Genomic DNA, 25,633 nt, shown 5'->3' on the forward strand with positions numbered 1-25,633 from the left:
TTTTCCCTGTTTTGATGTATCCATAAATCTTAACCAACTCTGCCTATTCGACGTCTTTAATTACGCGGCCTTGTCTTGGCATCGTTTGGAAACTACGACAATGTAAGCTGCGACATGAATAATAGGTAGGAGCAAAGTCGTTCACAACCACTCTCTCTGTAATTTGCCACAAGCGTTGGTTATATACATTCATGACTGGGAAGGTATAAGGATAATCACCAATGGTGCTATCTTCTGAGCCATTTGATGTGCCAACTAAAGTAACCAATCGGCCTTCAGCAAAGCTCAATGGTTCAACATAACCATCAATGTACGCAACAAAACGCCCTTTTGGCTCGGCATCTAGATCAGGTTTCCCGTTACTTGAGATCGCCATATTAACCACTTCAACACGCGTCTTATCTTTCAAGTTAGTTACTTTGGCAATCACACCACCTAAGCGAACATCGCCCGCATCCGGTAGGGTGTTTACCCATTCCTGATAATTGGTAACCACTTGTTCTGAGTTTGCATTAAGTTCTTTTGGAAGCGATGAGCACCCCATCACCATCGAAGAGAAAGCAACAAGGAAAAATAAGCGAGATTTAGAAATGAGAGAAAACATAATGCTGGTCCTTGGAACAGGAGAAATAAGAGCGCAAAGCTAGATATAAATATCGACCCCAATAAGCTTCGCAAGTTCCTCTTTTTTAGCTTGATTCATCACATCCATATACTCTTCCATCGCACGTCGTCCACGTCCTTCAGGAAGATCATATTGAACCTGAGCTTTGTGAATCTCAGATTCTTTAACTTGGCGAATCGAATGCGAGACAGCATTCGCGACCCTAGTTGGCTGACCAACTGAGGTTTTTGCATCGCCTTTTTTTACCTCATTCTTTTTATTGGTTCGATTGGTTTTGGATGTATTGCCTATCGAAGAAGGAGGTAAGCCGTTTATTGAAACCATGCTTGAAGAGTTTTATACCTGACTTTAGTGATCTGACTTTAGTGATCTGAATTATGAGTTTATCATGGCTCTACAAGATATGTTGCAGAGCCAAACAGTACCTATTTACTCACGACCTGGCAGCTTTTTCCACGTCACTTTATCACGAAGATAAACAGGCTCAGACTCTTCTGCTGCAACCGCTTTACCGTCTGCGTAAGCAAACTGAGCAAGGAACGCCATATCTTGAGCTTCTGGGAACAGCACTTCACACGCTTTGGTGTTGATCGCTAGTGTGTCCATATGCTCTGCATACGCTTCCCACCCTGTGCCGACTTTTGCCCATGTCTCAGAATCCGCTTCAAGCTGCGCAGCTAATTCGCTTGGTGGTGTAACACACTCAGCATCAACTGCAGTCCAACGACCATCTTGTTCACGGCTGTAACGAGCCCAGTACACTTCACTCATGCGAGCATCAATCGCTGTTGCTACGTGCGTTTCACCAAATTTACGGTAGCTGCCCTGCGCCATCGCTGCCAATGTAGACACACCGATCATCGGTAAATCAGCACCAAAAGCCAAGCCTTGAGCAATACCGATACCAATACGCACACCCGTGAAACTGCCTGGGCCTTGGCCAAACGCGATTGCGTCGATATCGGTTAAAGCGACATTCGCTTCTTTCAGTACTTCATCAACCATAGGTAGAATTTTTTTCGTATGATCTCGAGGAGCCTCTTCGCTACGTACGAACACCTGGTCACCCATTACTAGTGCAACTGAACAGTTTTCAGTTGCGGTATCTACTGCAAGAATTTTCGCGCTCATTCGTGTCTCAAATATTCGTTATCTAATCTAAAAATAATGGCTAAGCTCAACAATGCTAATTACTCAGCAGCGGTTGAATGGTCTTTAGCTAAGAATTCTTTAATAATCCCTAAGTCACGGGTACGTGGGATAGGCGGTAAACTCGCCAAAAATATGCCACCGTAATCGCGAGTCACCAAGCGGTTATCGCAAATAATCAAAGCGCCATTGTCGCGTTTATCACGTATCAAACGGCCAACACCTTGTTTCAAGGTAATTACAGCGTCTGGCAACTGCACCTGTGCAAAAGGATCACCCCCTTTTAACTTACAGTCTTCGATTCGAGCCTTTAATAAAGGATCATCAGGGGCTGTAAAGGGCAATTTATCGATGATAACACAGCTTAATGCGTCGCCCCTAACATCTATCCCTTCCCAGAAAGCGCCAGTGGCTACCAGCAATGCGTTACCTAATTCCATGAATTCGGCTAAGGTTTTTTGTTTACTTGTCTCACCTTGTAGCAGGACTGGAACCGAGAGCGTTTCACGGAATCTTTCGCCTAGCTCTTTCATCATGCTGTGAGAGGTACACAAGAAGAAACAGCGACCTTGGTTTTGCTCAATCACAGGGGTCAACATTCTTACTAACTTATCCGCTAAGCCGGGACTATTTGGTTCGGGAAGATAGCGAGGCACACACAAACGCGCCTGATTTGGATAGTCAAACGGGCTTGGCAGTGAAAACTGTGCTGACGGTTTTAACCCGAGTCGAGAGGTGAAATGGTCGAAATCGTCCGACACAGCCAAAGTTGCTGAGGTAAACACCCATGCTCCCGGTTTAAGCTCGATTTGTTCGTGGAATTTATCCGCGACCGACAATGGTGTGATGTGTAAAGCAAAGTGGCGTGGCGTGGTGTCATACCAATAGGAATAACCGGTAATCGACACATCACATACACGTTCGATACGCGACTTAATCATCGTTGCACGCTCAAAAGCCGTATCTAATAACTGACTTCGCCCCAGTGCCAATTTCAATACATCGACCGCAAGCTGCAACGCATCTTGTAAACGTACTAGCTCTCTTGCAATCGACTCTGACTTCAATGCTTCACGCCAGTTACCACGAAAGCCGGTATCACCGAGTACGATACGCAGATCAGCTGACGATTGAACGAGTCTATCCCCTACTTTCTGCAGCTGACGCATGTCTTTGGCTTCAGTTCGGTAAGCGATTTCAATGTCTTTGGCTAGCTCCTGGATCTGTCGACTAGAAACCGATTGCCCGAAATACTGACTGGCGATATCAGGAAGTTGGTGCGCTTCATCGAAAATAAACACATCGGCTTCAGGTATCAGTTCACCAAATCCGGTTTCTTTAATCGCTAAATCCGCTAAGAACAAGTGGTGGTTCACTACAACAACATCAGAGTCCATCGCTTTTTTACGCGCCTTAAGCACGAAGCAATCAGTGTAGCTTGGGCACTCTTTACCTAAGCAGTTATCATTAGTTGAGGTAATAGTCGGGATAACAGGGCTGTCTTCAGCGATATCATCACAATCACCCAAATCACCCGTCTGAGTGGATGACGACCAACTACGAACTTTTACCAATTGCGCTAGTAGTGTTGGATCAGTATGAGTGCCATGACTCTCTATCATTTGGCGGCTCAACCTATCCAAACATAAATAGTTTGAACGACCTTTCAGCAAAGCAACCTGACCATAAAAACCAAGCGCATCGACCATCAATGGTAAGTCACGATGAAATAGCTGTTCTTGAAGGTTTTTTGACCCCGTACTAATAATGGTTTTCTTACCACTAAGCAGTGCCGGTACTAGATAAGCAAACGTCTTACCGGTACCCGTCCCTGCCTCAACAACTAATTGGCTTTGTTGTTGAATTGCTTGTGAGACCGCTTCAGCCATGTCTAACTGAGCTTGTCGTGGTTGAAACCCTGGAATCGCTTTACCCAGAGCACCATCAGCAGAAAACGTTTTAGATATCATAGAGTACGAGGCTTGGAAAAATAGAAGGCGAATTATGTCAGGTTTAGTGAGCCGGTGCGAATCAAGAATGACTTCGCGCCGGAGGTATTTGGTTTCGTTTGATTTGGTTTAAGCGACCTAATAGGTAACGACCAGAGAAGTAGTAATCAAAGAATCGTTTTCATTTTCGGCTAAGATAACGCGACAACCAAGAAGCACCTTCGAAATGGTTATCACAAGGTTGGATGGCTTTTACTGCATCGAATGGTGAAGTCTTACTTTCCCACATTTCATCTAGAATATTACCGTCTAACTCGGTACCTCTCACCAATGAATTCACTCGCTTGCAGTACAATTTTTTTGCTAGTAACTCTTTATCCATAAGTATCACCTCTATTTTTACCGCGGCAAGAATTACCTCGGTTGAAGTTCAAATGCGTACTAAGGTCAAAACTATAAAAACTAAGCTTCTGCCTTTATTACTATCTAAAAACGGATATTTCTACATAAAGCAATTGTTCAAACCGATAAATGAACAGCAGAATTTGTTGAAACCAACTCGATAATAGATTAATTATAACGGTTATATTGCGGCTCAGTTCACCGTTCGGCGGCCTGCATTTAATTTGAATAATAAAAATATTTCATGGAAGTAAGATGCAAATGGAAAGAAAAACGTTACTCACACACTGTACTGACGCCCCTGGCCTCATCTCAAAGATCACCAACATTTGTTACAAGCACCAACTCAATATTATCCACAACAATGAATTTGTAGATAATACAAGTGGTCACTTTTTCATGCGTACCGAGTTAGAAGGGTATTTCAATGATGAAACTCTGCTTGCTGATTTAGACCAAGCTCTACCAGAAAACACAAAACGTAAACTTGTAGATTCGTCTCGCAAACGTGTTGTTATCTTGGTGACAAAAGAAGCACACTGCCTTGGCGATATTCTGATGAAAAATTTCGATGGTAGCTTAGATGTTGATATCGCGGCCGTTGTCGGTAACTACGATACGCTACAAAGCCTAACTGAACGTTTTGACATCCCATATCACCATGTTTCTCATGAAGGGCTAAATCGCCAAGAGCATGAGAAGAAGATGCTTGAAGTTATTGATCAATATGAGGCGGATTACCTTGTACTTGCGAAGTACATGCGTGTGTTGACTCCGGGATTTGTTGAAAAATACAACCATAAGATAATCAACATTCACCACAGCTTCTTGCCAGCTTTCATTGGTGCTAAGCCATACCAACAAGCCTACGAGCGTGGTGTTAAGATCATTGGTGCTACGGCGCACTTTGTAACGAACGATCTCGATGAAGGTCCAATCATTAAGCAAGATGTTATCCCTGTGGATCACAACTTCAGCGCGAAAGACATGGCACAAGCTGGTCGTGACGTAGAAAAGAATGTATTGAGCAAAGCCTTGAACAAAGTGGTCAACGATCATGTATTTGTTTATGGTAACAAAACAGTGATTCTGTAAGCCGAATATTAATTAGCTTCCCAATCAGAAATAAAAACGCGCAATAGGGTTAACCCCATTGCGCGTTTTTTGTATCTAAATCTCAGGTTGGCTTAAGATATTCCCAGTAAATCCCTACTCAAATTCAGCTTGTTCAGACTCAACAATCTTCTTCAAAGTGTGTGGATGCAGCTTGATGCAAATCCCTTGATGCTTGAATGCAACGGTTGGGTTATTCAAGCGTTCACCCTCGCCTTTCGGACTAGAGAGTTTTACCTTAACACCGTGCTCCGACAAAGTGTCAAAGTTAGCAGCAAACAGCGGGTAGGTTTCTTTAAGATCCGCTAAATACTCATCGGCGGTTTGCGCGTGAGAAGGAATCACAAACTCTACGTGCTCCCAATCTTGGCTAGGGTAGCTCTTGCCTTCCGCAGGATATGGCAGCTCTAAGCATTCAATTCTCCAGCCTAGGCTTTGTAATGGCTCATCAAAAGCCAACACCACAATGGGACGACCGTTGATCATAGCTTCTGAAATCGTCGAACCATATTCAGACCATGCATGATGCGCAGATTTTGCTAATTCAGTTTTATTGATTCGAAGCGCAATATGATCCGCTTGAGCAAAGCTTAAATCTAAACCTAAGATATTTCCTAGGTTCTCGATTTTTGCCATAAAGGTATCAAGGCGTGCGATCATTTGTTGTGGTTCTAGTTCAGCTTGCTTCAGGCTCATCGTCATCGTCTATATTCTCCAAATAATGGCTGCATGTTATCAGTTTTGCTTCCATCAACAAGCCTTGCTTTGCCAAAAAACACTCAGCGAAGTACGCTAACTCAGCTTCCCAAACAGACAAACTCAGACGGGTAAAAGTCGATTGTCAAAAACCCCTAAGTAAATGTTAATTTTCTATCAATTCGACCTATAAGAAACCTTACAAAATTGGTATGATTACCGCCATTTCTGTGAACTTAAACAGAGTCTGCTGTTCATTTCGGCATTAAATCGTTAACTAGAAGCATAATTAACCAATTTAGTGACCATGAAATAATGGCCACTCTTATCATCCTTGAATTGAAGGAAACGCGTGTGAATATCCAAGCACTTATTAATGACAAAGTATCTCAGGCTCTAGAAGCCGCTGGCGCACCTGCAGGCTCTCCTGCTGCTGTTCGCCAATCTGCAAAACCACAGTTTGGTGATTACCAAGCAAACGGCGTTATGGGCGTTGCTAAACGACTAGGCACTAACCCACGAGAATTTGCTCAAAAAGTATTGGACGTTCTAAACCTAGACGGTATCGCTTCAAAAGTTGAAATCGCTGGTCCGGGTTTCCTAAACATCTTCCTAGATGAAGCTTTCCTAGCAAAACAAGCAGATGCAGCGTTGGCTGATTCTCGTCTTGGTGTTGCAGTAGCAGAAACACAAACCATTGTTGCAGATTACTCTGCGCCAAACGTAGCAAAAGAAATGCACGTTGGTCACCTGCGTTCAACCATCATCGGTGATGCGGTTGTTCGTACTCTAGAATTCTTAGGTCACAACGTTATCCGTGCTAACCACATCGGTGACTGGGGAACTCAATTCGGTATGCTGATCGCAAACCTTGAGCGCGTTCAGGCTGAATCTGGTGAAGTTTCAATGGAACTTGCTGACCTTGAAGGCTTCTACCGTGAATCTAAAAAGCTTTACGACGAAGACGAAGAGTTCGCAGTTAAAGCTCGTGGCTACGTAGTGAAACTGCAAAGCGGCGATGAGTTCTGCGCAGAGATGTGGAAGAAGCTAGTTGACGTTACTATGATTCAAAACCAACGTAACTACGACCGTCTAAACGTATCTCTTACTCGTGATGACGTAATGGGCGAAAGTATGTACAACAACATGCTACCAACTATCGTTGCAGATCTGAAAGAGCAAGGTCTTGCTAAAGAAGATGATGGTGCACAAGTTGTATTCCTAGACGAATACAAAAACAAAGATGGCGACCCAATGGGCGTTATCATCCAGAAACGTGATGGCGGCTTCCTTTACACAACAACCGATATTGCTTGTGCAAAATACCGTTTTGAAGAGTTAGGCGCTGATCGTGTTCTTTACTTCATCGACTCGCGTCAACACCAACACTTAATGCAAGCTTGGACTATCGTTCGCAAAGCTGGCTACATCCCAGAGTCTGTTTCTCTTGAGCACCACGCGTTCGGCATGATGCTAGGTAAAGATGGTAAGCCATTCAAGACTCGAGCAGGCGGTACTGTTCGTCTTGCAGATCTTCTTGATGAAGCAGAAGTTCGTGCAGCACAGCTAATCGAATCTAAGAACCCAGAACTAGCGGAAGAAGAAAAAGCAACAATTGCTAACACAGTTGCAATGGCAGCGGTTAAGTACGCAGACCTTTCTAAGCACCGTACTACTGACTACGTATTTGATTGGGACAACATGCTTGCATTTGAAGGCAACACAGCACCGTACATGCAGTACGCATACACTCGTGTTGCTTCAATCTTTGCTAAAGCTGGCATTTCTATGGACTCTCTTGAAGGTGAAATCAAAGTCACTGAAGAGAAAGAGAAAGCACTTATCGCAAAACTTCTACAATTTGAAGAAGCGGTACAGTCTGTTGCTCGCGAAGGTCAGCCACACATCATGTGTAGCTACCTATTCGAACTTGCTGGTCAATTCTCTAGCTTCTACGAAGCATGCCCTATCCTTGTGGCTGAAGATGAAACCGTTAAGCAAAGCCGCCTGAAGCTTGCTGCACTGACAGCTAAGACTATCAAGCAAGGTCTGTCGCTTCTTGGTATTGAAACTCTAGAGCGTATGTAATTCCCTTCGGGTTACAATGAATAAATACAAAGGTTGATGTGAGAGCATCAACCTTTTGTTTTATCTAACATATACTGATACCAATCGTAGTAAATAACTAATCATCCTAGCTGGTTAAAACGCTCGATAACTGCGTTAGAATTTTTGATTGTAGAGTAACTACTTATCAAAAGAATCTGCCTTGTTCTCAAACCTTTTTCCTGCGCTATTTCTGATCATTTACTTACTGTGATTGGTATGACTTCAAGAAATCGAAATGGATAATAATAATGAGCTTTGAACTTCACCCACAGTTAGCAAAAGACACCACACTTATCGGCGAATTTCCACTAAGCTTGGCACTGCTAAGCAAAGACAGTGCAGTGCCTTGGGTTATCTTGGTACCAAAACGTGCCAACCTAAAAGAGTTGCATCACTTACCAATGAAAGAACAACAGCAGTTCTTACTTGAGTCTCAAGCGGTAAGCCAAGCATTAGAAGCGACATTCCAACCAGACAAGTTAAACCTTGGCGCGCTGGGTAACATGGTGCCACAGCTACACATTCACCATATTGCGCGTTTCAAAAACGACATCGCATGGCCAGGTCCAGTATGGGGTAACACCAAAGGTGAGCAACGCAGTGAAGAAGAACAAGCAGCAATCCATACTCGTATCCAAAACGTTTTGTCGCTGAGTTCTATCTTCAAGAAAGCATAATTTGAGTTGTTCTCGCTGAGCTTTAAAGCAAGACAGTTCAGAATAGACACATGACAAAAGGCCGCTCATCTAAAATAGGTGAGCGGCCTTTTATTGTCTAATCTCGCCGTTTTCAACGAGAGTATCAAGATCTGAACTACATCATCACATTCAGTGACAAGCCATCTTGCTTGCTGATGGTGTAGCGAATCCGTGTTGTATGGCCATGCTTATTGGTGTCGACCAGGCGAGATATCTTGCCTTTCTTGACCCACACTCCTAGCATCGCATCGATGCCGTCTTCACTTATCCCAAACTTAGATGCAAGCTCACTACGAGCAGCAACGCCTTGGCTATCAATGTATTGATGAAGTTCAGTTAAAATCATACGACTTGCACCTCTAAGGCTTTCTGCTTACTGCCCACTTTCTTGAAGACACGATACGTCACCACAAAACCACCAGCAATCGCCACCATCCATACTGCACTTGTCACTGGATGGGCAGCAAAGTTTGCTGCTTGGTAGTAGAAGGTCGCACCAAAGTACCCAAGAGCCATCGTCCAAACCGCTATGAAGCGTGCAAACATCTGACCAAATTCACGAACATAAGCACCCATCGCTGCCACACAAGGTGTGTAAAGCAGAATAAGAATCAAGTAAGCGAATGCAGCATGCCCTGACACGAATTTATCTTTCAAGTTACCAAAGATAGAGGTATCCACTTCTTGATCAGCCGCCACAGAACTTGAATCAGACAAATCACCAACTTCAATACCTAGAGGATCTGAATAACTCAAGCCAGATAGGTTTTCAGGAATGGTCATTACCGCTTCTTGCAGGCTTGCTGCTAAATCAAATTCAGCCGCTTCTTCATCGGATGGTGTTGTATATAAACTGTTTAATGTACCCACCACCGCTTCTTTAGCGAAGATACCCGTAATAATACCAACCGTTGCTGGCCAGTTATCTTCCGTAATACCAATCGGTTGGAATACAGGCGTTACAACTTGAGCCGCTTTAGACAACACAGAGTTTTCGCTGTCTTCATTACCAAAGCTGCCGTCCATACCTAGCGAGTTCAAGAAGCTCAGGATTGCCACAACCATTACGATAGTTTTACCTGCGCCAAGTACGAAACGCTTCAGTTTTTGCCACGTTTTAAGCATTACGTTTTGCACTGTCGGCAATTCGTAATCTGGCATTTCCATTACTAAGCTATCGCTGCTACCTGGATAGATGGTGTTCTTAAGGAACAGACCCGTAAACACAGAAGCAACAATACCCATGATGTACAGAGCGAATACCACGTTTTGTCCCGCGCCAGGGAAGAATGCTGCTGCGAACAGTGCGTACACCGGAAGACGAGCACCACATGACATAAACGGCGCCATTGATGCAGCCAGTTTACGTTCGCGTTCTTGGTCAAGAGTACGCGTCGCCATAATTGAAGGCACGTTACAACCAAAGCCCAGTACAAGCGGTACAAATGCTTTACCCGGTAAGCCAATCTTCTGCATTACTTTATCAAGTACAAATGCCGCACGAGCCATGTAACCCGAGCTTTCGAGTACAGCTAAGAACAGGTACAGTGCAGCGATAACAGGAATGAAAGTCGCAACCGTTTGAACACCACCGCCGATACCATCAGCGAGTATGGTTACTAACCAAACAGGTAAGTGGCCATCCAGTAAGTGGTGTCCACCATCAACTAATATTGCCCCTACACCAATATCGAAGAAATCGATAAACGCACTACCAATATTGATAGAGAACATGAACATTAGGTACATGATGACGAAGAAGAAAGGAATACCGACCCATTTATTCAAAATGAATTGGTCTGCTTTCTCTGTAAAGTTGCGGCTTAGTTTACCTTCGCTGCGACGAACACGTTTACAAAGGTCGTGTAAGAAAGTGTATTTTGCATCAGCAACAGCGAGGTCGATATCAAACTCAGCACTAAGACGCACACTATCAATTTGGGTGCGAGTGTGAGGGGCAAGCCCATTTAATACCAAGTAATCATTTTCTAACGCACGAATAGCCAAAGCTCGGTGAGAAACATCAGCATCATCGAACTGTGATTCAACAGAAGGAATCAATGCCTCTAAAGCTACGTCGTAATCAATAGAAATAGGATCAAGGCTCACACCTTGAACAAGCAGTTTATGAAGACGCTCTTTAAAGCGAACCACTTGACCTTTGTCGTTTGCAGACAAACTTAGCACAGGGCAACCTAGCTCTTTCTCTAGCGCTTTAAGATTAATCACCTGACGTTCACGCTTTAACACATCCATTTTGTTCAACACAACGATCATTGGGCGCCCCAACTCACGTAGCTGTAATGTCATGTATAAGCTTCGTTCTAGACAGCTAGCGTCGACAACATTGATGATAACGTCAGCTGGATGAGTCAAAACGGCACGAGACGCGATAGATTCATCAATACTGTTAGCATCATTACCACTATCAAGAGCGTAGATACCTGGAAGGTCAGTCAGTTGAAACTGATCGCCCGCATGCGAATACAAACCCGTTTTCTTTTCTACGGTTACACCAACCCAGTTACCAACGTGCTGTTTCGCACCAGTCAGTGCATTGAATAATGTTGTTTTACCACTATTAGGGTTACCAACGGTAAGAACTTGATAATCCATTTAGATAACCTCGATTTGTTCTGCAATGCTTTCACGAATGGCAATTGAAACCCCTCTCACTTCAACTTGAAGCGGATCACCCATAGGTGCGCGACGAATCAACGTCACCTCGGTTTTTGGCAGCATCCCCATAACCATTAGTTTTTTTCTAACGTCCGGTGTTAGGCCTGTTAGTGCAACAATAGAAGCCGCTTTTCCTTGCTCGAGTTGTGAAAGTTTCATAAATACCCAATTCGTGACTGATAATGAGAAAGATTGTTATTAACAGCCATGATACACATACATGACCACAATTCTATTGTGTGAAATCAAAGTTTTCGGAAATACATACTCGTAAATTTCGTTAAAAACGTTTACGTCAAAAACGTTACTTTCAACAATTAGCGAGAACTACCTCACGAGTACCGCCCAATCAAAACCAAAATAAATCATTAAATATCAATAACTTAATACAATGTCGGTTTTCTCACAGATATCTGGCGTTAATTTTATAAGTAAAATAAGTAACTCACCGTATAGTTTCTCCATCGAAGAGAAATTACTTCTCTTTAATTTTATTCCAGAGGTGGTGTGGTTTCCATATCACTCCGGCAGCAAGCGAAGGTGTCCTTGGCACCCGTGGTATAGTCCCCCCGGCTATGCCACGATATTTTTTTTCTTTCCTTAATTTTGTCACTTTCCACCAAAAATCGTTAGAACTCCCAACTCCAAATATCTTCCGTATCTTCCGTATCTTCCGTATCTTCCGTATCTTCCGTATCTTCCGTATCTTCCGTAAAACCCTAAAAAAGCCCCGACATGAATGTCGAGGCTCAAGGTGTCTTTATTGACCTTTAGACAGGAATAAACCTGCGGTTGATTACTCTTCGTTATTTTCCGCAAACTTAGATGGAGACATGCCAAAGTGGTGCTTAAATCGCTGGCTGAAATAAGAAGGGTCATTAAAGCCAGAATCGAACGCGACGTCTGACACCTTTTCTCCGGCCAATAACCTTTCACAAGCATGCTCTAAGCGAACTTGATTAAGGTGCTCTTTGAATGTCTTGTTGTAAGCCGATTTAAAGCGTCGTTGTAAGCTTCTCTCTGACATGAACAAGTATTTAGCAGCTGTTGCAGTGCCAAACTCCGCATCAGCGTAATGTTCACTAACAAGCTGAGACACTTTATTTTTCCATTCTTGTTCTGCCGTCAGTTTTTGTTGCTCTGGTGACGAAGCGGCAAGCTTAATCGTTTCAATCTGTTCTATTGTGCTTGCTTCAAGGTCATCCAAAACCTGATATTCAATTGGCCATGAAAGCTGAACCTTGTTTTGAGAATCAGAAACAAAAGCGTTGAGCTCGCCACCGCTTTGATTGATTAACAAAGGTAGTTTCTCGATATTAAGATCAGTCGACTTTCCATTGCTTTCATTAATCGATGAAGCCAATTTAGGAAAAGGCATACCATGATCGCGAATGGTCACGACTAAATGCTCTTCAACCTCTTCAACCAATACCACCATACTCTGCGATTTAAAATTTCTCTTAATGATACTCGCAACTAAGCTATTAAAAATGATATCCAAATTGAAATACAACAACGACACATGCCTATGCTTGGTTTCAACGTTAATATCGAGCTCAATACCCGCTTTAGCTAGATCACCTTTCCACGCTTTAAGCACAGATTCCAATACTAAAATTACATCGCAACAGACTGTCTCTGAACCTTCTTGGCTATTGGTCAATTGGGCGAGCCCGTTCTTCAACGTCAGGATTGGTGACTGACCTTGGTCATCGTTCCAACTAGGTAACATCGCAGCAATCTGAGTCACTTCATCAGATAACTCCTTCGCTGTATGTGAGACCAAAACATTTTTGACCAACAGCTGTTTCTTGAGTTGTTGATTGGTCGTCAATAAAATACGACTTTGATGTCTCAGCTGGTCCGTTTTTAATGCAACTTGCGCTTTCAAGTGTCTGTTGGCAAAAGTGACATAACGCGAACGCCAAAAAACAAGAACAGTCACCAATCCAATTAACATCGTAAGAGAACTAGCTACAGCCCAATTACTCAAGTACCAAGGCTCAGCAATTGAGAAACTTTGGGTTGTAGACACAAATCGATAATGAGAATCTTTCACCGGCTTAACTTCTAGCGTGTAATCACCTGGGAGCAAATGATCCAGTGTTAACAAACCACCCTCAAATTCGCTCCACGGCTCGTCATCGGTGAGCCGATATTCCATCGCAGGCGCGAATGTCGCGGGTAAAATACCAAGCTTAAAGCCAATCGATGAACCGTAAGGCACTTCCTCTAGGTCAACTGTTTTACCACCAAGTGATACAGTTTGCTGATCAACACTTATCTTACTGAGTAATGCTCGGCTATGAGGTGTGGTCGAAACCAATAACTCATTGGACAGTGCTGTAACCACACCATATTTTGAGCCTAAAACCAACCGAGATGATTGATTCTCATCACTGTAAAACAGGGCACACGCACCAGCAGTCAGTTCATTAGTGATCAGACCAAATGGCGAACCAATATGTTTGAGTAATTGCCCATCAAGCCCGTAGTAACTTACACCTTTCGAAGACCCTAACCAAACACCGTTATCATCGCTGATCAAGCAATTTGGGCTAATGTTATCTTCAATAAGAGCAACCTCTTCAATGACGTTGGTGTCATGAGGCATTCGATACACCCCATAACTACCCGCGAACCACTGTGCGCCATCTTTGGCCTGTTCGATATCAACAACTTTACCAAACCGCTCACTCAAACGACTGAAGCTAATTCTCTTATCAATAAAGGAATAGAATCCGTGATCTGTACCAATATAAAGACTGCCTTGCAAACCCATATTAAGGTCAGTAATTTTCGCTGGCAAAAACTTATCAACCAACCAATCAGTGCCATAACTGGTGAGAGCCATAGTATCAAGCAACAATGAATAAAGGTTTTGCCCCGAACTCATCCAGAGCACATTGTCAGCTTGAAGCGCAAAGTTCTCAATGTGGATACCCTCAACAGCTCTCGGTAAGTTGAGCTCTTGAAGTTCTAATGTATTGGTATTAATACTAATAATACCGTCTTTTGTTGCCAGCCAGATTGAAGTATCAAAAACCTCTAAGTCCTTTACAGGTTTTTGATAAACACGAACTGGGGGGGCTTCACTTTGAGAGTCGACTAAATACAGCCCCATCGAAGATGCAACCCACGATAGATTATCATTCACAGGCTGTATCCTATTTATCACCACGCTGCTGGAATGCATTCCCATTCCTGTTAGCGGCGTTCTAGAGAATGTCTTACTGAATAGTGAAAAATATCGAATACCATTATTGGTCGCAACCCACATTCCCCCCGCATGGTCATTGATCAGCGAATATATTTTCTCGCCTGGCAATGAGAAATCTTGATTGGCAGCTTGATCAAAACGTGTAACTTGACCAGTAATAAAATTATAGCTAACGAGCCCGTGCTCTGTACCTATCCAATATTGATCAGACGTTTCAGCAAGAGACAACACATGTGAACCTCGAACAAATATCTCTTTATCTGGATCAGCAAGATCAACAATGACCGCACCATTTAAAGTCCCAATAATGAGTTCGCGTCTAGTGTTCGAGAAATAAACCGTCTCAATGTGGTGCTTGTCTGATGCGGCAATGTGAGTAAACTCTTGATTTTCCGAAAGATAAACTCCCGAACTCGTCGCTAATACCCATTTAGACAACACACGCTCTGCGTCATTAATTACGATGTCACTGCTATTGTTATATCGATACAGCTTGAGTAATGAATAAGTGTTGAATTCTAGAGATTGCGTATTGTAAGTATAAAAATTGCTACCATCGGTCACCCAAATATAATCACCAGATACACCGATATTAACGATCTCAGCACCGGGGCTTAGACTAAACGCGAGCTCATTACCGATACCTGGGGTATGTCGATAAACCTCGTTATCGAAAAAACTCCAAAATTCATCGTTGAGAAACGCCACTTTTTCTGAAGAAAATTGTAGAAGACTGCCCTTTCTCGGTAGCAGGGTACGACCATCGTAAAATAGAACTTTTCCATGCACATCGTAGATCCAGAGACCTCCTCCAGCCCCGAGATATAGGTTTTTGGCCGCAAGAAAATTCCCTTGTGCTTGAACAGGCAAAGGATAGAAAACAGAGGGTGATGTATTTACCGCTAGAACGCTAAATGAAACACTCATTAACATGAGCACTTTGAAGATAATCTGATACAACTTTTAATCCTGAACAGCAACAACACATGAAATTTCAGTAGCCGCAATGGTTCACCACTGCTTGAACATAAGCTGAGTTTTTTTGTGATTATAATTATCTTTCTATTTTAGCGGAATTTAACGAAGGAGAAAGGAGGTTTACGATTTGTTGAAAGGTTTTATCTTAGCGGTCACGAAAATGCCGCAAAAAAGCGGCATGATTCATGAATTATCGGGAACAAAGTAAGGTAATGACTACTTTATATTAATTACTCAGCACTTAAGCAGCTTGTGTAACTATCTGTAAGTTGCTGAAGAAAATCGAAATAACTTCCACTCTTCACTTCAACACTTGAACCTACCGGGTCAAGTTGCCCTTGCTTCGCATTACTTCCACGAGTTACCGACTCAATCACAGCAGGTGTAAATTGAGGCTCAGAGAATACACATTGGACATTGTCACGTACCAAAGTTTTCTTGATTGCAATCAGACTTTTAGCTCCGGGTTTACGTTCAGGACTAACCGTAAAGTGACCTAAGTTATTCAATTCAAATTCTTGTTCAAAGTAACCATACGCATCGTGGAACACGTAATAACCTTTATTTTTCACTGGTGCAATTTGGTCACGAATCGATTGTTCTTTATCTTTCAAAGCAATGAGGAATGAATCTAGGTTCTCTTGATACGCCATCGCGTTATCAGGATCAGTTTCAATCAACTTAGCTGAGATATATTTAGCGGCGACTTCAACTTGATCGATACCTAGCCAAAAATGTGGGTCATGGCTACCATGGTTATGTCCTTCATGCGCGTCGTGGTCTTCATGCCCAAATTCTCTCAGTTCAATTCCAGGAATTGAACTGATCTTTATAACGTTTTCTTTCGAACCAATCACCTTAGTCAAAAAGGCTTCAAGGTCAGGACCGAACCAAATCACCATGTCAGCACTATGAACTTTTTTGACATCAGATGGCTTAAGCGCATAATCATGCGGCGAAGCATTACTGTTCATTAGCACATCCGGTTCACTAACGCCTTGCGTTAATTCCGTGACAATCATTTGAATTGGTTTAAAACTTGTTAAAATAGTATTAGCACTTGCAACACTTGGCGCTAAAAGCAAAGTAGCAAGTATAAAAGATGAACGTGACATAATCCCTCGATAATAGAAAAGTAGCTTAGGCTTGAGGTAAATGTTACATTATAACATTAGCGAATTGCAAATGAGTTCTATTCATGGATAACTTAATCCAACTAGATTCTGTGAGCGTCGAATTTGACGGTCGAAAAGTTTTAGACAACATATCTCTAAATTTAGAGCGTGGCAGAATCACTACCCTAATTGGGCCAAATGGCGCGGGGAAATCAACCTTAGTTAAGGTACTACTTGGGCTCCAGAACAAATATTCCGGAAAGATCACCAAATCAAAAAAACTAAAAATTGGTTACGTTCCTCAAAAGCTAAAGCTGAACGACTCTCTGCCTCTCAATGTAGAGCGTTTTCTTAAGCTCACCGGAAAATTCAGTAAACAAGAGATCCTAGAGTCTTTGATGCTAGTGGGCGCTGAACACCTGATGAAAAGTAACATGCATCAACTGTCTGGTGGCGAAAACCAACGTGTGCTGATCGCTCGCTCTCTTTTGAAAAGACCCGATCTGCTCGTTCTTGATGAACCCGCACAAGGTGTTGATGTACAAGGCCAAATCGATCTTTACGATCTGATAGATTCCATCCGTCACCGCTTTGGTTGTGCTGTGTTTATGGTTTCACATGACTTGCATTTAGTGATGGCAAAAACAGACGATGTGATCTGTCTGCATCACCACATCTGTTGCTCTGGTGCACCAGCTGATATCAAGCACCACCCTTCTTATATAGCGCTATTCGGTACCGCGGTTCAAGAGAGTTTGGCTTTCTACCACCACCAACATGACCACCATCACCATGACTTGGCCGGCCAGCCAGTTTCTGGAGATGTGCACGACTGCTCCAACCATAAACACGGACATCACCACTAATGCTTGAGTTTCTTCTACCTTCTATTCTTGCAGGCTTAGGCATTGCTCTTATTGCTGGACCACTGGGTTCGTTTGTAGTGTGGCGCAAGATGGCTTATTTTGGTGACACCCTTGCACACGCCTCTCTGATGGGCTTAGCGCTTGGCTTCCTGTTCAACATTAACTTGTACTTCGCGCTGCTGATCTGTTGTTTGATGCTGGCTGTGTTGCTCGTAACATTGCAAAAACAAAAGCTGGTCGCGACGGATACCCTACTCGGTATTTTGGCGCACAGTGCGCTATCACTTGGCTTGGTTGCTGTCAGCTTCTTAGACAATGTTCGTATTGATCTGATGAGCTACCTATTTGGTGACTTGCTGGCGGTATCTCCGATTGATTTAGTGTTCATCTATGCGGGTGCCGCTGTAATTGGGCTGGTACTGGCTATCTTTTGGCGACCACTATTATCAACGACAGTTAACGAAGATCTCGCGGCTGTTGACGGTATAAACATTGATTTAATGCGTCTGATTTTGATGCTGCTTGTTGGTATCGTGATTGCTGTCGGTATGAAATTTGTGGGTGCGTTGATCATGACATCACTGCTAATCATTCCAGCAGCAACTGCAAGGAAGTTTTCTAATACACCGGAACAGATGGCGTTCCTTGCTTCCATTATTGGCTCTATCTCTGTATTCGGTGGATTAAGCTTGTCTTGGTTCTATGACACGCCTGCTGGCCCGTCTGTGGTTATCAGTGCGGCTGCGATGTTTATGCTATCTCAGATGGTTAAGACCCGAGCGTAATCATACGATTCGTATCTCGTATCTCGTATCTCGTATCTCGTATCTCGGGAACATAAAAAAGCTTGGTCAGTGACCAAGCCTTTTTTATATCGTTCAGTTAACTTCTATCTCATTCGATAAAAGTTAGCTGATTACCAACCTGTGATTTCACGTAGGCCTTTACCAATGTCAGCAAGAGACTTAACTGTCTTAACGCCTGCTGCTTCTAGTGCTGCGAATTTATCTTCAGCAGTACCTTTACCGCCAGAGATGATTGCGCCTGCGTGGCCCATACGTTTACCCGGAGGAGCTGTAACACCAGCGATGTAAGAAACAACTGGCTTAGTTACGTTCGCTTTGATGAACTCAGCCGCTTCTTCTTCCGCAGTACCACCGATTTCACCAATCATTACGATTGCTTCAGTCTCTGGGTCTTCTTGGAAAAGTTTTAGGATATCAATGAAGTTTGAACCTGGGATTGGGTCACCACCGATACCAACACATGTTGACTGACCAAAGCCTTCATCTGTTGTTTGCTTAACTGCTTCGTACGTCAGAGTACCGCTGCGCGATACAATACCTACTTTACCCTTCTTGTGGATATGACCAGGCATGATACCAATCTTACACTCATCTGGAGTAATAAGACCTGGACAGTTAGGACCGATCATGCGAACGCCAGTTTCTTCTAGCTTCACTTTAACGTCGATCATATCTGTTGTAGGGATACCTTCAGTGATCGTTACGATCAGTTCGATACCTGCATCAATCGCTTCTAGGATTGCATCTTTACAGAAAGGAGCTGGTACGTAGATAACGGTTGCTGTTGCGCCTGTTACTTCTACTGCTTCACGTACTGTGTTGAATACTGGAAGGCCTAGGTGAGTTTGACCACCCTTACCAGGTGAAACACCACCAACCATTTGCGTACCGTATGCGATAGCTTGGTCTGAGTGGAATGTACCTTGACCGCCAGTGAAACCCTGACAGATTACTTTAGTGTCTTTGTTAATTAATACAGACATTATTTAGCCTCCGCAGCAGCAACAACTTTCTGAGCAGCATCTGTTAGAGATTCAGCTGCAATGATATCAACGTCAGAATTAGCAAGTACTTCGCGACCTAGGTCTGCGTTAGTACCTTCTAGACGAACAACTACAGGAACTGTTACGCCAACTTCTTTAACCGCACCGATAATACCTTCAGCGATCATGTCACAACGAACGATGCCACCGAAGATGTTTACTAGTACTGCTTTAACATTGTCATCAGAAAGGATGATCTTGAATGCTTCAGCTACACGTTCTTTTGTCGCGCCGCCACCTACATCAAGGAAGTTTGCTGGCTTGCCGCCGTGTAGGTTTACGATATCCATCGTACCCATCGCAAGGCCTGCACCGTTAACCATACAGCCAACGTTGCCATCAAGTGCTACGTAGTTCAGTTCCCACTGTGCTGCGTGTGCTTCGCGTTCGTCTTCTTGAGATGGATCGTGCATTTCACGTAGTTTAGGCTGACGGTACATCGCGTTTGAGTCGATGTTGATCTTGCCGTCTAGACAAAGCAGGTTGCCTTCGCCAGTGATTACAAGCGGGTTGATTTCTAGTAGAGCTAGGTCGTACTGAGAGAACATTTGGCCAAGACCCATGAAGATCTTAACGAACTGTTTAATTTGATCGCCAACTAGACCAAGTTTGAACGCAAGTTCACGACCTTGGTAAGCTTGAGGGCCAACAAGAGGGTCGATCGCAGATTGGTGAATCAACTCTGGAGTTTCTTCAGCGATCTTCTCAATGTCCACACCGCCTTCAGTTGACGCCATGAATACAATTTTGCGCGTTGCACGGTCAACAACAGCACCTAGATAAAGCTCGTTAGCAATGTTCGATGCTTCTTCAACTAGGATTTTTGTTACAGGCTGACCATTAGCGTCTGTTTGGTAAGTCACTAGGTTTTTACCTAGCCACTTTTGTGCAAACTCTTTAACGCCTTCTTTAGTGTCATGTAGCTCTACGCCGCCCGCTTTACCGCGACCACCAGCGTGTACTTGACACTTAACAACTTTCTTGGCTGTACTAATACGGCCTGCAGCTTCGAAAGCTTCTTGTGCTGTGTCACACGCGAAACCTTCAGGTACAGGCAAACCGAATTCTGCAAACAGCTGTTTGGCTTGGTATTCATGCAAATTCATTTTGATATTCCGTTTATTTTCCCTTAAGGGATTATTATTTCCATAACGACACAGTTTCCTGTGTTACGTCTGTAGGGTCTTCTCAAATCAACTGCTGTCCATTTTCTAATGGCTTTACAGTTCAATTGAAGGCCAGACGTTGAGCAGCCTAGCCTTTGAAACTTTTTACGTCTAGCTAACAGGGTTAACTAGACGTTTTAGCGATACTAAACGTCTAATAGCAGACGTGCAGGATCTTCTAGAAGCTCTTTGATGGTCACTAGGAAGCCAACTGATTCACGGCCATCGATTAGACGGTGATCGTAAGAAAGCGCTAGGTACATCATTGGTAGAATCTCTACCTTGCCATCAACAGCCATTGGACGGTCTTGGATTTTGTGCATACCCAAAATTGCCGCTTGAGGCGGGTTAATGATTGGCGTAGACATTAGAGAACCAAATACACCACCGTTTGTGATAGTAAAGTTACCGCCCATCAGCTCGTCAACAGTTAGCTTGCCGTCACGGCCTTTGATTGCTAGCTCTTTGATGCCTTTTTCGATGTCAGCGAAACCTAGTGTGTCACAGTCTTTCAGTACTGGAGTCACCAGACCACGTGGCGTTGATACTGCCATGCTGATGTCGAAGTAGTTGTGATAAACGATATCTGTACCATCAATAGAAGCGTTCACTTCTGGGAAACGTTTCAGTGCTTCTGTTACTGCTTTCACGTAGAAAGACATGAAACCAAGACGCGTATCGTGACGCTTCTCAAATTGGTCTTTGTACTGCTTACGAAGGTCCATGATTGGCTTCATATTCACTTCGTTGAAAGTAGTCAGCATTGCTGTGCTGTTTTTCGCTTCTAGAAGACGGTTTGCAACTGTCTTACGTAGGCGAGTCATAGGCACACGTTTTTGGCTACGAGCCGCTGCTGGCGCTTCAACTGCTGGTGCAGATGCTGCTGCCGGCGCCGCTTTCGCTGCTGCTAGATGTGCGTCGATGTCTTCACGAGTAATACGACCACCAACACCAGTGCCTTTAACGTCAACCGGTTGTAGGTTGTGTTCAGCAAGCAGGCGACGAACAGCTGGGCTTAGTGCATCGTTGTTCTCTTCTGTTAGCGCAGCCTTATGGCGCTTATCAGGAGATGCTTCTGTATCTTCAGTGGTGTCTTTCGTTGGTTCACCAGCGACAGCACCCGGCTTGATTTTAGCCAGAAGTTGCTTAGAAAGTACCGTAGCACCCTCTTCTTCGATGATAGCTTCCAGAACACCCGCTTCAGGAGCCGGTACTTCTAGAACTACTTTATCTGTTTCGATATCTACAATGACTTCATCACGTGCAACCGCTTCGCCCGGTTTTTTGTGCCAAGTAGCAACTGTTGCATCAGCCACAGATTCAGGTAAATCTGGAACCAGAATTTCAATTGTCATGTGCGTATTTTCCTTTTACTTCTAGTTCTTAAGTAGGGTCAAAGCGTCGTCAACTAACGCTTTTTGTTGTTTCAAGTGTACCGACATATAGCCAACAGCTGGTGATGCTGACGCAGGACGACCTGCGTATTGAATATCAGCACCTACTGGGATAGCAGCTCGGAAATTATGTTGGCTACTGTACCAAGCACCTTGGTTTTGTGGCTCTTCTTGACACCAAACGTAATCGACTACATTTGTGTACTGTGCGATTGCAGCTCTTACGTCCTCATAAGGGAACGGGTAAAGTTGCTCAATACGTACAATAGCGACATCGTCTTGCTCGTTCTTACGTCTTTGATCAAGCAGGTCAAAGTAAACCTTACCTGAACAGAACACGACGCGCTTTACGTTCTCAGGAGCCAGATCATCAATTTCTGCTATTGCTGGTTGGAACGTACCTTCGGCTAAATCTTCCATAGAAGACGTACACAAAGGGTGACGAAGCAATGATTTAGGCGACATTACGATCAGAGGACGACGCATTGGTCGAACAACCTGACGTCGAATCATGTGATAAACCTGCGCCGGCGTTGAAGGAACAACAACCTGCATGTTTTGTTCAGCACATAACTGAAGGTAACGCTCAAGACGTGCAGAAGAGTGCTCTGGGCCTTGGCCTTCATAACCGTGAGGAAGTAACATTGTTAGGCCGCATAGACGTGCCCACTTTTGCTCACCTGATGAGATAAATTGGTCGATCACAACCTGTGCACCGTTTGCGAAATCACCAAATTGTGCTTCCCAAAGGGTTAGACCGCTTGGCTCTGCTGTTGCATAACCATACTCAAACGCTAGTACTGCTTCTTCAGATAACACAGAGTCAAACACTTGGAATGGCCCTTGTTTATCATGGATGTTCGCAAGAGGAACGTAAGTGCTCGCATCTGATTGATTGTGCAAAACTGAGTGACGGTGGAAGAAGGTACCACGACCAGAATCTTGGCCAGAGATACGAATGCGTTTTCCATCATCAACCAGTGTTGCGTAAGCCAGAGTTTCAGCCATACCCCAATCGACTTGTTTTTCACCATTCACCATGGCAGTACGATCGTTGTACAGTTTATTGACTCGGCTTTGCAGCTTATGGCTGTCTGGGTATTGGCAAAGTTTGCTACCAAGCTCTTTCAGGCGCTCGATATCAATTTTGTTGTCCCATTCAATGTTCCAGTCGTGACCAAGGTACGGAGACCAGTCAACAGAATGAAGTGCCATTGGGCGCCACTCTTTAACCACAACTTCACCGTGATCAAGTGCATCACGATACTCGTTAACGAGTTGGGTTGCCGTATCAATACCAAACTCACCGCGCTCCATCAGTACGTCAGCATACAGCTTACGTGGTGTTGGGTGCTTCTTGATTTTTTGGTACATCAAAGGCTGTGTTGCGTTTGGCTCATCGGCTTCATTGTGACCATGGCGACGGTAACAAACCAAATCAATAACAACATCACGCTTAAACGTATTACGATAATCTAGTGCCAGGCGAGCAACGAAAGCGACCGCTTCTGGATCATCAGAGTTGACATGGAAAATCGGAGCCTGAACCATCTTCGCAATATCAGTACAGTACATCGTAGAGCGTGTATCGCGAGGGTTAGATGTTGTAAAACCAACTTGGTTATTTACAACGATACGAACCGTACCACCGACACAGAAACCACGCGCTTGAGACATGTTAAACGTCTCTTGTACTACACCTTGGCCAGCAATTGCTGAGTCACCGTGAATAGTAATTGGAAGTACGCTGCTGCCATCTTTATCGCCTAGACGATCTTGACGAGCACGCACTGAGCCGATAACTACCGGGTTTACGATTTCTAAGTGTGATGGGTTAAATGCGAGTGCTAAGTGAACATTGCCGCCTGGTGTTGCGAAGTCTGCAGAGAAACCTTGGTGGTATTTCACATCACCAGTGCCCCACGTGTCGTCATTGTGCTTGCCCGCAAATTCGTCAAACAGATCTTGTGGCTTTTTACCAAGCACATTGACCAGCATGTTTAGACGACCACGGTGAGCCATACCAACAACAACTTCACGCATGCCTTGTCCACCAGCATGACGAATAATTTCTTTCGTCATTGGAATAAGAGCATCACCACCTTCTAATGAGAAACGTTTAGCGCCTGGGAACTTAGCACCAAGATAGCGCTCAAGACCTTCAGCAGCTGTTAGCTCTTCTAGGAAAGCTTGCTTTTCTTCTTTATTGAAAGATGGTTGACCAGATACAGATTCTAAACGTTGTTGAATCCAACGTTTTTGCTCTGTATTCGTCATGTGCATGTATTCAGCACCGATAGACCCACAATAAGTTTGCTTAAGAGATTTATAGAGATCTTTAAGCACCATCGTCTCTTGGCCTATGGCAAAAGAACCGACGTTAAACGTCTCATTGAGGTCATCTTCGGTAAGAGTGTGGAAAGAAGGATCCAGCTCTGCAACTGTATCTCTTTTCCATAAACCGAGGGGGTCTAGATTTGCTGCTTGATGCCCTCGGAATCGATAGGCATTAATAAGTTGCAGAACTTTTACTTGTTTCGCATCGACATCTGGATCACTAACTTGGACACTGTAATGCTTTGTTTCTTGAGCGAGTCGACGGAAGTATTCACGAACACGAGAGTGTGGTTGTTCCACCGTTTCTGAAGCTTGCACAGGCAATTCTTCGAAAACGCTTCTCCATTCGTCACTTACCGAATCGGGGTCACTTAGATACAGTTCATAGAGTTCTTCTACGTACGTTGCATTGGCGCCAGCCAAGTGTGAAGACTCGAGCCATGCCTTCATCACGCCGTTGTGCATATTTTCCCTTAACCAGTAGTTTTCACGTTTGCTGCGGTCTGAGCCGAGCTATTAAAAGGCCGCCCCAAAACTTCTAGGGCGGCAATTTTTTTATAACTTAAACCGAACGATTTACCAGCATGGTCTTAATATGACCAATCGCTTTCGTCGGATTTAATCCCTTAGGACAAACACTTACACAATTCATGATGCCATGGCAACGAAAAACGCTAAATGCATCATCAAGATCGGACAAACGTTCGTCTGTCGCCGTATCTCGGCTATCAATTAGCCAACGGTACGCTGCAAGCAAGCCAGCAGGACCGATGAATTTATCAGGGTTCCACCAGAACGACGGGCATGAAGTTGTACAACATGCACACATGATACATTCGTACAGTCCATCTAAATGCGCGCGCTCATCAGGGCTTTGTAAGTTTTCACGTGCCGGCGGTACATTGCCGTCTGACACGAGGAATGGCTTAACCTTCTCGTAGTTGTCGTAGAACTGCGTCATGTCGACAATCAAGTCACGAACAACTGGCAAACCAGGTAATGGGCGGATTACAATTTTGTCTTGGCCAGAAAGCGCAGACAACGGAGTAATACAAGCCAGTCCATTCTTACCGTTCATGTTCAGACCATCTGAACCACACACACCTTCACGGCACGAGCGACGGAATGAGATTGTTGGATCTTGTTCTTTCAACAGAATAAGCGCGTCCAAAAGCATCATGTCTGAACCTTCATCCACCTCTAGGGTGTATTCCTTCATGTAAGGCTTTTGGTCGACATCTGGATTGTAACGATATAAAGAGAAATTCAGTTTCATGGTCATATCTCC

The 25,633-nt window shown here is 43.9% G+C and carries 21 protein-coding genes; 5 read left to right on the plus strand and 16 right to left on the minus strand.

Annotation, left to right across the window (positions count from 1 at the left end; all coding sequences use genetic code 11):
- Window positions 1-43: 43 nt before the first annotated feature.
- The 5 genes from ACFI6G_RS17765 to ACFI6G_RS17785 form a co-directional block, all read right to left on the minus strand.
- Complete coding sequence (locus ACFI6G_RS17765) at window positions 44-604, minus strand: Slp family lipoprotein (RefSeq protein ID WP_010436838.1); 561 nt, start codon at window positions 602-604, stop codon at window positions 44-46.
- A gap of 39 nt (window positions 605-643) precedes the next feature.
- Window positions 644-949 carry a hypothetical protein gene (locus tag ACFI6G_RS17770; protein WP_010436836.1) on the minus strand — a complete coding sequence of 102 codons (306 nt, stop codon included), beginning with the start codon at window positions 947-949 and terminating at the stop codon, window positions 644-646.
- Between the two features lie 105 nt (window positions 950-1,054).
- The gene (gene tsaB, locus ACFI6G_RS17775; RefSeq protein ID WP_010436833.1) at window positions 1,055-1,756 is read right to left on the minus strand and encodes a tRNA (adenosine(37)-N6)-threonylcarbamoyltransferase complex dimerization subunit type 1 TsaB; all 702 of its coding nucleotides are present in this window, start codon (window positions 1,754-1,756) and stop codon (window positions 1,055-1,057) included.
- Between the two features lie 59 nt (window positions 1,757-1,815).
- On the minus strand, window positions 1,816-3,744 hold the full coding sequence (locus ACFI6G_RS17780; protein ID WP_016767494.1) for an ATP-dependent DNA helicase: 1,929 nt from the start codon (window positions 3,742-3,744) through the stop codon (window positions 1,816-1,818).
- A 160-nt stretch (window positions 3,745-3,904) separates the two neighbouring features.
- Window positions 3,905-4,105, minus strand: coding sequence for a hypothetical protein (locus tag ACFI6G_RS17785; protein WP_010436827.1), 201 nt, complete (start codon window positions 4,103-4,105; stop codon window positions 3,905-3,907).
- 281 nt (window positions 4,106-4,386) lie between these two features.
- On the opposite strand from ACFI6G_RS17785, the gene purU reads away from it, so the two are divergent.
- Window positions 4,387-5,220 carry a formyltetrahydrofolate deformylase gene (purU, locus tag ACFI6G_RS17790; protein ID WP_010436824.1) on the plus strand — a complete coding sequence of 278 codons (834 nt, stop codon included), beginning with the start codon at window positions 4,387-4,389 and terminating at the stop codon, window positions 5,218-5,220.
- Window positions 5,221-5,334: 114 nt separating this feature from the next.
- On the opposite strand, the gene ACFI6G_RS17795 is transcribed toward purU, so the two are convergent.
- Window positions 5,335-5,940 (minus strand): VOC family protein, encoded by a 606-nt coding sequence (locus ACFI6G_RS17795; protein ID WP_010436821.1) that lies wholly within the window; start codon window positions 5,938-5,940, stop codon window positions 5,335-5,337.
- Window positions 5,941-6,288: 348 nt separating this feature from the next.
- On the opposite strand from ACFI6G_RS17795, the gene argS reads away from it, so the two are divergent.
- On the plus strand, window positions 6,289-8,022 hold the full coding sequence (gene argS / locus ACFI6G_RS17800; RefSeq protein WP_010436816.1) for an arginine--tRNA ligase: 1,734 nt from the start codon (window positions 6,289-6,291) through the stop codon (window positions 8,020-8,022).
- Between the two features lie 269 nt (window positions 8,023-8,291).
- Window positions 8,292-8,720: an HIT family protein gene (locus tag ACFI6G_RS17805; RefSeq protein ID WP_016767492.1), complete on the plus strand. Its 429-nt coding sequence runs from the start codon at window positions 8,292-8,294 to the stop codon at window positions 8,718-8,720.
- 136 nt (window positions 8,721-8,856) lie between these two features.
- Here the strand turns inward: ACFI6G_RS17805 and ACFI6G_RS17810 are convergent, their stop codons facing one another.
- From ACFI6G_RS17810 to znuA, 5 genes are all read right to left on the minus strand, one after another.
- Window positions 8,857-9,087 carry a FeoC-like transcriptional regulator gene (locus tag ACFI6G_RS17810; RefSeq protein WP_016767491.1) on the minus strand — a complete coding sequence of 77 codons (231 nt, stop codon included), beginning with the start codon at window positions 9,085-9,087 and terminating at the stop codon, window positions 8,857-8,859.
- A complete protein-coding gene (gene feoB / locus ACFI6G_RS17815; protein WP_010436809.1) occupies window positions 9,084-11,357 on the minus strand; it encodes a Fe(2+) transporter permease subunit FeoB in 2,274 nt (757 codons plus the stop codon). Before feoB ends, ACFI6G_RS17810 begins: the two co-directional genes overlap by 4 nt.
- The gene (locus ACFI6G_RS17820; RefSeq protein WP_004734203.1) at window positions 11,358-11,579 is read right to left on the minus strand and encodes a FeoA family protein; all 222 of its coding nucleotides are present in this window, start codon (window positions 11,577-11,579) and stop codon (window positions 11,358-11,360) included.
- Between the two features lie 637 nt (window positions 11,580-12,216).
- Window positions 12,217-15,567, minus strand: a complete 3,351-nt coding sequence (locus ACFI6G_RS17825) for a helix-turn-helix domain-containing protein (RefSeq protein ID WP_065612598.1) — start codon at window positions 15,565-15,567, stop codon at window positions 12,217-12,219.
- Between the two features lie 281 nt (window positions 15,568-15,848).
- The gene (gene znuA, locus ACFI6G_RS17830; RefSeq protein ID WP_016787725.1) at window positions 15,849-16,733 is read right to left on the minus strand and encodes a zinc ABC transporter substrate-binding protein ZnuA; all 885 of its coding nucleotides are present in this window, start codon (window positions 16,731-16,733) and stop codon (window positions 15,849-15,851) included.
- Window positions 16,734-16,816: 83 nt separating this feature from the next.
- Here znuA and znuC point away from each other — a divergent pair, with 83 nt between their 5' ends.
- Together znuC and znuB are read left to right on the plus strand one after the other, a co-directional pair.
- A complete protein-coding gene (gene znuC, locus ACFI6G_RS17835; protein WP_010436800.1) occupies window positions 16,817-17,599 on the plus strand; it encodes a zinc ABC transporter ATP-binding protein ZnuC in 783 nt (260 codons plus the stop codon).
- A complete protein-coding gene (gene znuB / locus ACFI6G_RS17840; protein ID WP_016787726.1) occupies window positions 17,599-18,384 on the plus strand; it encodes a zinc ABC transporter permease subunit ZnuB in 786 nt (261 codons plus the stop codon). Before znuC ends, znuB begins: the two co-directional genes overlap by 1 nt.
- 131 nt (window positions 18,385-18,515) lie before the next feature.
- On the opposite strand, the gene sucD is transcribed toward znuB, so the two are convergent.
- The 5 genes from sucD to ACFI6G_RS17865 form a co-directional block, all read right to left on the minus strand.
- Entirely contained in the window at window positions 18,516-19,388 is an 873-nt protein-coding gene (gene sucD, locus ACFI6G_RS17845; protein WP_004734209.1) for a succinate--CoA ligase subunit alpha, read from the minus strand.
- Entirely contained in the window at window positions 19,388-20,554 is a 1,167-nt protein-coding gene (gene sucC / locus ACFI6G_RS17850) for an ADP-forming succinate--CoA ligase subunit beta (RefSeq protein WP_010436793.1), read from the minus strand. Before sucC ends, sucD begins: the two co-directional genes overlap by 1 nt.
- 206 nt (window positions 20,555-20,760) lie before the next feature.
- On the minus strand, window positions 20,761-21,969 hold the full coding sequence (gene odhB, locus ACFI6G_RS17855) for a 2-oxoglutarate dehydrogenase complex dihydrolipoyllysine-residue succinyltransferase (RefSeq protein ID WP_016767487.1): 1,209 nt from the start codon (window positions 21,967-21,969) through the stop codon (window positions 20,761-20,763).
- Between the two features lie 21 nt (window positions 21,970-21,990).
- Window positions 21,991-24,810 (minus strand): 2-oxoglutarate dehydrogenase E1 component, encoded by a 2,820-nt coding sequence (sucA, locus tag ACFI6G_RS17860; protein WP_010436776.1) that lies wholly within the window; start codon window positions 24,808-24,810, stop codon window positions 21,991-21,993.
- A 97-nt stretch (window positions 24,811-24,907) separates the two neighbouring features.
- Complete coding sequence (locus tag ACFI6G_RS17865; protein ID WP_010436773.1) at window positions 24,908-25,621, minus strand: succinate dehydrogenase iron-sulfur subunit; 714 nt, start codon at window positions 25,619-25,621, stop codon at window positions 24,908-24,910.
- Window positions 25,622-25,633: the final 12 nt, after the last annotated feature.

It is taken from the genome of Vibrio sp. PSi01, assembly GCF_054960695.1.